At 69.1% G+C, this 9,669-nt stretch carries 6 protein-coding genes; 4 read left to right on the top strand and 2 right to left on the bottom strand.

The features are described 5' to 3' along the window. The 4 genes from M9952_14460 to M9952_14445 form a co-directional block, all read left to right on the top strand. The coding region (locus M9952_14460; protein ID MCO5314125.1) for a hypothetical protein at positions 1-1,182 on the top strand (1,182 nt) is incomplete at its 5' end. Beyond that, a complete protein-coding gene (pglZ, locus tag M9952_14455; protein ID MCO5314124.1) occupies positions 1,179-4,205 on the top strand; it encodes a BREX-2 system phosphatase PglZ in 3,027 nt (1,008 codons plus the stop codon). The genes M9952_14460 and pglZ, both read left to right, overlap by 4 nt. Next, entirely contained in the window at positions 4,202-5,614 is a 1,413-nt protein-coding gene (gene brxD / locus M9952_14450; GenBank protein MCO5314123.1) for a BREX system ATP-binding protein BrxD, read from the top strand. The genes pglZ and brxD overlap by 4 nt, the downstream gene beginning before the upstream one ends. Before the next feature lie 105 nt (positions 5,615-5,719). Next, entirely contained in the window at positions 5,720-7,834 is a 2,115-nt protein-coding gene (locus M9952_14445) for a DEAD/DEAH box helicase (GenBank protein ID MCO5314122.1), read from the top strand. 91 nt (positions 7,835-7,925) lie between these two features. Here the strand turns inward: M9952_14445 and M9952_14440 are convergent, their stop codons facing one another. Next, entirely contained in the window at positions 7,926-8,150 is a 225-nt protein-coding gene (locus tag M9952_14440) for a hypothetical protein (protein MCO5314121.1), read from the bottom strand. A gap of 26 nt (positions 8,151-8,176) precedes the next feature. Further along, positions 8,177-9,382, bottom strand: coding sequence for a hypothetical protein (locus M9952_14435; protein ID MCO5314120.1), 1,206 nt, complete (start codon positions 9,380-9,382; stop codon positions 8,177-8,179). Positions 9,383-9,669: the final 287 nt, after the last annotated feature.

The raw sequence follows: 9,669 nt of genomic DNA, 5'->3' as shown, positions 1-9,669 counted from the left end.
GCCCCCGACCGGCGCATCGCCCAGGTGCCCACCGCAGAGCGGCGGGTCATGTCACGCATCGCCAACCCGCTGCGCCTCGGCGTGCAATCCGAACAGGCGTTCCTGTTGGACGTGTCCCAACGGTGGGAACCGCACTTCACCCGCAAAATCGCCGAACGCGCCCAGTCGGGAGCCGAGGGCCACGTCACCGTCGCCGAGTTGCGCGCCTGGATCGACGACCCCTCCCCCATGGGGCTCAGCAAGGAACTGGCGAACCTGGTGCTCATCGTGTGGGCCGCTGCCACCGACCGGATCTTCACCGACCACGGCGGCCCCGCCCGCGTCGCCATCGACTCGCTGTCGGACCACTACGAGGTCGTCTCCCAGGAGCTGCCCTCCCCCGCCGACTGGGCAACCGCGGTCGACCGGGCCGCACGGGTGCTCGGTGTGGCCGGCCTCGCCGACGAACCCTCGGCGGTCGCGCTCGCACGCCTGAGCGGACGCCTCGCCAACGCCGCCAACGAACATCTCGCCGCGGTCGAGTCGTTGGGCGGGGAACTCGAAACCCTCGCCGCGCTCGTGGGTGCCGGGGGTGCTGCTGGCGGGGTGGCGCGGATCACCACCGCAACCAACGCGGCCCGACTGCTCGGCGCGATCGCGTCCGCCGGCAGCGACCTCGCCAAGGTCGAGGCGTTCGTCGCCGCGGATCTCAGCCCGAGCCCCGAGGCGATCGGAGCGTCGATCAAGTCGGCCACCGCCGTTTCCAGCACCATCGCCGGCATCGACGTCAAGTTGCTCGCCACCGCGATGACCCGCTCCGAAGGCGCACATCTCGGCGAACGGCTGGGCGCACTGCTCAACACCGAGGAATACGTCACCCAACTCGCTCCTGCGCTGAGCGAACTCGTCAAAGCCGCCCGCGAGATCGTGTTCGCCGAAGCCGCCCCGACCCCACCCGCGGTTCCGGCCGCTCCGGCGGTTCCGGTGGCTGAAGTCGCTGAGGTGGCTGCGGTCGTCGATGCGCCAGCCGTCGGCCTTCGTGGTGGTGGCGAGGGTGGTGGCGAGGTGACCTCCGAGGCCGGCCTCAGCGCCACCGCAGCGGCGAAACGCCTCAGCGAACTGCGCGACGAAATCGACGCCGGCACCCACGGCGAGGGCCCCTTCGAAATCGTCATCCGCTCGCTCGGAGACGCCCCCTCATGACCCCCACGGTCGGTACGGCTGGCGCAGGCGGCGCCGGAACCGGCGCTGCCGCTGGGGGCACTGTCGCTGGCGCGCCCGCACGCGTCGCCACCGCCGAGCTGGTGCGCCAACTCGTGCGAGAGCTGCGCGGCGCAATGGCTGGGCGCCTCCACCCCGAACCGTTCATCGTCGGCATCAAAGCGACCCCGGTGTGGAACCTCGGCGATCTGGACGACCCCGCCGTGGGCACCATTTCAGTCCAGGCGTGCCAGAGCCCCCTCGCGGTTCGGCGCGCCATCGCCGAGTTCGACCAGACCGCCGCCGGCGACCCGAACGCGACCCTCGTCGTGTTGACCGACGTGGCCGAAGGGGTGCTCGGCGCGGACGTGTTGGGCCGATTCGTGCGCCCCAAGCTCTACGGGCTCAGCCCGTGGGACGCCGTTCGCCAACGCTTCGGTGTCCGCACCCTCGACCCGGCCTTCGGCGACTCGCGGTTCTCGTGGATGGCCGACCCGCTGTTGGACGTACCCGTCGAATCGCTGCCCGCCGGTGCCGTCGTGTTGAGCGCGGATGCTGCGCTGCGCGCCCTCGCCGCAGCGATTCTGGGGGCGAGTGGCATCACCCTCGAACGGCTGATCCTCGCCACGACAAGCACCACCTTCGCGGCCGACCTCGACACCGCCGACCCGACGGTGGTCGCCTCGCTCTGTTCGACCCTCGGCGAGCTGTTGGGCCCCGCCGGCCAACTCGTCACCGGGGCAATCGCCCAGGGCCGAGGCGAAACCTGTCTGCCCGCAGGGCTCGCGGCGCGCACCGTCGTGGGTGCCACGAGCGCCAGCATGGCCCAGGCCCGCATCGAAGACCTGACCGGATGCCGCTCGGTCACCGACTCGGCGTTACAAGCCTGGGCCGAAGCCGCCGAGGCGGCCTTCGCCGACATCGCCGAACGCAGCGGCCCGGGCGCTTCCGGAGGGCTAGGCGCTTCGGGAGGACTGGGCGTGTCGGCTGGGCTGGGCGCGTCGGGGGTCACCCACGCCGACCTCTACCAACTCGAAGCCACCGGGTCGGCCCTCGTCGGCGAATGGCAGGCACCCGCACCCGATGCCAGCAACGTGTTGAACGTCAGCTTCGAAGCCCGCCTCGACCAACTCGTCGTGCTGCTCGACGCCGCCCTCGGCGATCCCGCCAGCACCGACCCCGCCAGTAAGGCCGGCGGCGCCAGTCAGGTCGGCGGGGTCGCCGCCGACACCCTTCGACAGGCGGTGCAGCGCGTCGTCACCCACCGCCTCAGCGCCACCCCGGCGGGTCGTCCCCGCGCCCAACGCGCCCAACTCGCGGCGCGGCTCGTGTCGTGGCTGGCCGACCCGATCAGCGCACGTCACGGCACCGGCGTTGGGAGCAATCCGAACTCGCCGGTGCTGACCCTCGCCGAGTCGATCGAGGCCTACCGGGCCGACGGCGCCTGGGTCGACGCCGCCCGCCGCAGGGTGGGCGAAGGCGACGACACTCCCCCACGATTCGCCGACGCACTCAAACGCATCAGCGCCGCCGCCCACCAACGCCGAGCCGACGGCAACCGGGCCTTCGCCGAAGCGCTGGCCCGCTGGAGCGTCGACGGCACCGCCGCCGAATTGCCCGCCGACGAGGTCGTGGCCGTCGAGGCCGTGCTCGGCCAGGTCATCGCCCCGCTCGCCAACCACGCGGCGATTCTGCTCATCGTGCTCGACGGATGCGGGCTCGCACCCTTCCTCGAACTCGCCGATCAGTTCGCCCAGTTCGGACTCAAGGAGATTTCGCCCACCGACCAACGACGGGTCGCGCTCGCAGCGCTGCCCACGGTCACCGAGGCGTCGCGGACCTCACTGCTCGCCGGCACCCTGCGCACCGGCGCCGCCGCCGATGAGACCCGTGAACTGCCCAAACACCCCAAGATCGCCAAACTCGACGGTCCCGGCGCGGTGCTGTGGCATCAGCGGCCCGACTTCGGCGGCGGCATCGGACAGAGCCTGCCCGCCCCGGTCAGAGATTCCCTCGGCGAGAACGGGCCCCGAGTTGTCGCCGCGGTGATCAACACCATCGACGACCAGTTGAGCCGCGGCACCTTCACCCCCGAATACCGCCTCGAACACCTCGATGTGCTGCCTGGGCTGTTGCGGGACGCCACAAACGCCGGGCGAATCGTCGTCATCACCGCCGACCACGGCCACGTGCTCGGCGTCGGCCTCGACGGCCGCGGCGAGGTCGAACGATCCGGCGAGGGCGGCGACCGCTGGCGCATCGCAGACCGCGAACCGAGCGCCGATGAGGTGTTGTTGCGTGGCCCGAGGGTTTTGTTGGGCGACGACCGCGGCGTGCTCGCCCCCTATCACGACGACCTGCGCTATTCGGCCAAACACGGCGGCTACCACGGCGGTGCCACCCCCGACGAGTGCATCGTTCCGCTGTCGGTCTACGCTCCCGCCGGCATCGAACTGCCCAAAGGTTGGGACCTGTTGTCGGTCGCCACGCCAACCTGGTGGGACCTTCACGTCGACGTCGTCGAGGAGGCCAAAAAGTCGACGGCGGCCAAACGCCCAGCGAAGAAGACCCCGAAAGCCTCCGCCGGGCAAGGGGCCCTGTTCGAGCCGGCGCTCGATTCGGCTCTCGATTCTGCGAGCGCCCCGGACGCTGGATCTGCCGCCGGTTCTGTCGGCGGCGCGGGCGCGGGCGAAGGCGCGACGGGGAACGTGCCGGGCTGGGTCGACGAGGTGCTCGCCTCCGACGTCTACGCGTTGCAACTCGGCTCGATTCGTCGAGCCAAACCCGACGCCGAGAAGGTCCGGGACACCCTCGCCGCGATCCATCGCCGCGGCGGCGTGGCCAACTACGCCGTGCTCGCCCAGGCCACCGGCATGCCCGGCGCCCGGGTCGCCGGGTTCGTCGTCGTGCTCAGCCGCCTGTTGAACGTCGACGGCTTCGGTGTGCTCACCGTCGACACGACCGCCCGCGAAGTACGACTCGATGAGAAGCTGCTGCGCTCGCAGTTCCTCCAAGGAGCCCCATGACCGCCCCGACGCCCAGCAAAGCCCGCCGAGACGAAGTCATCGACGCGCTGCGGCGAGGCACCGTGCCGGCGCGTGGCCTCGACCTGCTCGCCGTCGGCCTCGAACGCTTCGGCCCCTCCATCGACGACGAACTCGCCCGGGCGGCAACCGGCGGCGGCGTGTTCAAATGCATCCGGGGCGAATGGGGGTCGGGCAAGACGTTCGCGTCGCGTTGGATCGCGGATCGTGCCCGGCGCGCCGGGTTCGTGACCAGCGAAATCCAGATCTCCGAAACCGAAACTCCCCTGCACCAACTCCAGACCGTGTACCGGCGACTCGTCGAACGACTCGCCGTCGGCGACGGCGACACCGGGGCGTTTCGCTCGCTGATCGACGGCTGGTTCTTCGTGTTGGAAGAAGACGTCCTCGCGGACGGCACCGTCGACGAACACGACGAGGCGGCCCTGGTTGCGGGCACCGACCGCCTGCTCGAAGCGCGACTCGCCGAGGTCAGCCGCACCAACCCGACCTTCGCCACGGTGCTGAGGGCGTATCGGCGAGCGACCCTCGACGGCGATCTCGCAACCGCGGACGGGCTGGTCGCCTGGCTGGGGGGCCAACCCAACGTCGCCGCGTCGGTCAAGCGTTACGCCGGCATCAAAGGCGACGTCGACCACGCCGGAGCGCTGTCGTTTCTACAGGGGCTACTCACCATGATCCGCGACTCGGGCAACAGCGGACTGTTGGTCATCATCGACGAGGTCGAGACGCTGCAACGGGTGCGCTCCGATGTGCGCGACAAGTCGCTCAACGCGCTGCGCCAACTCATCGACGAGGTCGACGGCGGGCGGTTCCCCGGGCTGTACCTGCTCATCACCGGAACCCCCGCGTTCTTCGACGGGCCACAGGGGGTGCAACGCCTCGCACCGCTCGCGCAGCGGCTCGCCGTCGACTTCTCCGGCGACCCGCGTTTCGACAATCCCAGGGCGGTACAGATCCGCCTCAGCGGCTTCGACCACGACCGCCTCGTCGAACTCGGCACCAACGTGCGAGCGGTGTTCGTGGCCGGATCACCCGCGGCGGAGCGGGTCGAGTCGATGGTGGACGATCGCTACGTTGGCGACCTCGCCGATGCCGTGGCCGGCAAACTCGGCGGCCAGGTGGGCATTGCACCGCGGCTGTTCCTCAAAAAACTCGTCGGCGACGTGTTGGACCGCGTCGAGTTGTTCGACGATTTCGACCCTCGCCGCGACTACCAACTCACCGTCGGCGACGCGGAACTGTCCGATATCGAACGCAACGCCGAACGGGGCGCCGAACAGGGCTCTGTGCCTGGCTCCGAGCCGGGCTCTGCGCCTGGGCCGGCCGGCCTCGGGCCCGACGACATCGACCTCGACCTCAACCTCGACCTCGGCACCGACCAGGGCTGAGTGCCCTGACGGGTCGAGTGTTGTACATCAGGGGCGCGATATCGCGCCCCTGATGTACAACACCCGGCCTAACCACACCCGACCCAACCCAAGCGACATTTTCTCGTGAGCGACTCCACCGACCCCTTCGCCCTGCTGCACCCCATCGTGGCGCACCACATCATCAACAGCCTCGGGTGGCGCGACCTGCGGCCGCTGCAACGCGACACGATCGCCCCGATCCTCGCCGGAGAACACGTCCTCGCGCTCGCGCCGACCGCCGGCGGCAAGACCGAGGCCGCCATGTTCCCGGTGCTCACCCAGATTCTCACCGAGCGGCGACCCGGGCTCTCCACGCTGTATCTGTGTCCGCTGCGGGCGCTGCTGAACAACCTCCACATCCGTCTCGAACAGTACGGGGCCTTCGCCGGGTTGCGGGTCGGGATCTGGCACGGCGACATCGGTTCGCCGGCCCGTCGGCGCATCATCGAGGACCCGCCCGAGATCCTCCTCACCACACCCGAGTCGCTCGAAGCGATGCTGTTATCGGCCAAAACCGACCATGACCGGCTGTTTCGCAACCTTCGAAACGTCATCGTCGACGAGGTCCACGCCTTCGGCGGCGACGACCGGGGCTGGCACCTGCTCGGTGTGCTCGAACGCCTGTCGGCGATCGCCGGCCGCGACCTGCAACGCATCGGGCTGTCCGCCACCGTCGGCGACCCCGAACGCCTCCTCGACTGGCTCGTCGCCTCCAGCACCGCGCCGCGCCAAGTCGTCGCACCCGACGCAGGTGCAACCGCAGCGGCACCCGAGATCACCCTCGATCACGTCGGCAACCTCGCGAATGCCGCCATCGTCATCTCCAAACTGCACGCCGGCGAAAAACGACTGGTGTTTTGCGACTCCCGTGCCCGCGTCGAAACCCTCGCCGCCGAATTGCGGTCGCGGGAGGTCAACACCTTCGTGTCGCACGCGTCGCTCGCCCTCGACGAACGCCGCCGCGCGGAGGCCGCCTTCGCCGAGGCCCGCGACTGTGTGATCGTCGCCACCAGCACCCTCGAACTCGGCATCGACGTCGGCGACCTGGACCGGGTCATCCAACTCGACAGCCCCACCACCGTCGCCTCGTTCCTGCAACGCCTCGGGCGCACCGGCCGCAGGGCAGGCTCGACGCGCAACATGTTGTTTCTCACCACCGGCGACGGGCTGCCCCTGTTGCAGGCCGCCGGACTGTTGCACCTGTGGGCGGGCGGGTTCGTCGAACCGGTCGAGGCGCCGCCGCTGCCACTGCACCTGCTCGCACACCAACTCCTCGCCTACGTCATCCAACAAGGCCACCTCGGGCGCAACCTGTGGCAGGACGTGATCGCACGAGTGCCCGCCTACCGAGAAGCGATCGAACGCGGCGACGCCGAACAGATCGTCGAACACCTCGTGTCGAGCGGAATGCTCCTCGACGATCACTCCATGTTGTCGATCGGCCCGGAGGGGGAACGCAGCTACGGGTTTCGCCACTTCATGGAGCTGTCTTCGGTGTTCACGACGCCGCCGACCTTCGTCGTACGCCACGGAGCCAACGAACTCGGCCACCTCGACCCGACCGCGCTGCTCACCAACGACCGGTCCTATGCGACCGTGCTGCTCGCCGGGCGGAGTTGGAAGATCACCAGCATCGACTGGGACCGCAAATTCGCCTGGGTCGAACCGTCTGACAAGGTCGGCAGCTCGCGATGGTTCGGCGCGGGGCGAGCGCTCGGCAACGAACTCTGCAACGCGATGCGCGAGGTGGCCTGCGGTAGCGATCCCCAGGGGGTCACCCTCACCGAACGAGCCCGCACCGCGCTTGGACAGTCACGCGTCGAGTTGGGTTTCGCCCGGCGCTCACGCACCTCGGTAGTGGTGGAAACGACGCGGGCACGTTGGTGGACCTGGGCCGGGCAGCGGGCCAACGCGTCACTCAGCGATGCCCTCGGCGACCTGGCGGCAACTGCCGGCGACGACCTGTCGATCGGACTCGACGCACCCCGAGCCTCCAGCGCCGCGGTGCGCCAGGCGCTGAGCGACCTACACCCCGACACGCTGCCCACCCCCCAGGTCGCAGCCGAGTTCGCGGACAACATGAAGTTCTCCGACTGCCTGCCGCCGGCCCTCGCGCTGGAGGTGGCACGCCAACGCCTCATCGACCCTGCCGGCGTGCGGCGGGTACTCAGCGAACTCGCCGCCGAACCACGGGGGTAACCGGAGCCGGCCATGCACGGGCGGGGGTGTTGTACATCAGGGGCGCGATATCGCGCCCCTGATGTACAACACTTCGCCGTCGCGCCCGGCGCTACCACGACTCGTTGTCGGGATCACCCAAACGCTCGAGTTGGCGTTGACGCTCATCGCTCACCCGAGACACCACCAGCCGCTCGACCCCGGCCGCCGCCTCGGCCCCAGCCGCCCCCTCGACCTTCTCCGCCGAGGCCGGCTCGACGGGAAACGCCCGATCGAGCACGTCATCGACACGCTGAAGGAAGTCATCGAGCGATCCATCGGTACCTGATTGCTCCACGTCACGACCCTCCCGTCGACCTGCACTCACCGCAGCCCCCGTCGGTTCCGAATCGTCGGACGGGCGGTGCTGCGTCCGACCGCGCCGATGTAGGCCGCGGCGCCGACGGTCAGCGACACGATGAAGATGACCGTCACCAGCACCCACGACACCGCGCCGCTTCGTGTGAGATCGCCGATGTTGGCGCCGAACACGGCGAAGATCAGCGACGGCACGCCAAGCACAAGCGCGAAGAAGGCCAGGAGTCGTTCCAAGCGAAGACCCGCCTCGGTTTCGATCGACTGGCCCAACGTGTCGAGCGCGTCGCTGACCTCCTGATAGCGGTCGATGACCCCGTAGATGTCCTTCAGGTCGGCCCAGAATCTCGCCTGGGTCATCGATTCGAACACCGGGCCGAACGTTCCGCTCGAAACCAGACGGGCGTAGCGGCCGCGCAGTTCGGTGAGTTCGTCGAACCGGCGCCGGATCGACGTGGAACGTTCCACACCCCTACTCCCACCATCGGTCTGCGCCCAGATCTGTTGTGCCCCCTCCAGGATCGTCAAGAGGTGGCGGCGCTGCCAATGCAGAATCACGACCGCCAACATGTACTGGTTGTCGAGTTCTCGAGGCAGCGTCTTGGTGAAGAACGCTGACGCGTTCGCGCCGCCGATCACAAACCCGCAGGTGCGCCGAGTCACAACCCGCCGGAGCACAGCCCCGTTCAGCGAACCCGCCGGCGAGTCTTCGGACGCGTCGAGGCGAACGACTGACTCCGTCGACGGCGCCCTGGTCCTCAGGTGATCCGCCACGTCGGCGACAGACGACGGGTCGTCGACCAGCATCAAGACCAACACCGTCCCCCGCGTCGCTGCGTCGAGCGGCTCGATGCCGACCGCCGAACAGACCTCTGCCACGACGTCGGCCTTGCTCAACACCCTGGCGCAGTCCAGCCAGTCGGCGACCACGGTCGACACCGGGTCGAACCCGACGACGGCGAACCACGCCTCGAGATCGCCGTCGCCCACAGCGACCACACTGGCACGACGAACCCAAACCGACCGAGCGCCGAGTTCAACGACGAACTCCCCCGGCACTGCGAACCGGCGCAACGTCGCGAAGAACTCGGGCGGCAACTCAAGATCGGCGTCCACCGCTGAGAACGAGTCGGGCTCCCCTATGTTCTGCGGTGGCCCGACCAACGGGACGACCAACAACAACTCGCTGCCGTCAACTTGCACATCAACGTCCAACCCCGGACCCCTTCACGATCACACCCCGATCCACTGAAACGACAAGGCCATTCTGGCTCGCTCTTGCGACCTCGAAGCGCCACACTTCCGAGATGGAAGTCGACCTCCACGAACTACGCGATCACCTCGGCCGGTATCTCGACGCGGTTCGCTCCGGACGCGAAGTGACCGTGACCGACCGCGGCACGGCAATCGCACGCCTCGTGCCTCCCAGCCAGCCGCGTCCGCTCGATCGTCTCATCGCCGACGGTCTCATCACCCCGGCCCGCGCACCGAAGCTTCCCCAC

Source organism: Microthrixaceae bacterium, from assembly GCA_023957975.1.
Lineage (GTDB): Bacteria > Actinomycetota > Acidimicrobiia > Acidimicrobiales > Microtrichaceae > JAMLGM01.
This window is presented reverse-complemented; position numbering and strand designations above follow the sequence as displayed.

What these genes read in the sequence shown, in the direction of transcription:
- pglZ (MCO5314124.1), top strand. Translation starts at nt 1,179, where the DNA reads ATGACCCCCACGGTCGGTACGGCTGGCGCAGGCGGCGCCGGAACCGGC.
- brxD (MCO5314123.1), top strand. Translation starts at nt 4,202, where the DNA reads ATGACCGCCCCGACGCCCAGCAAAGCCCGCCGAGACGAAGTCATCGAC.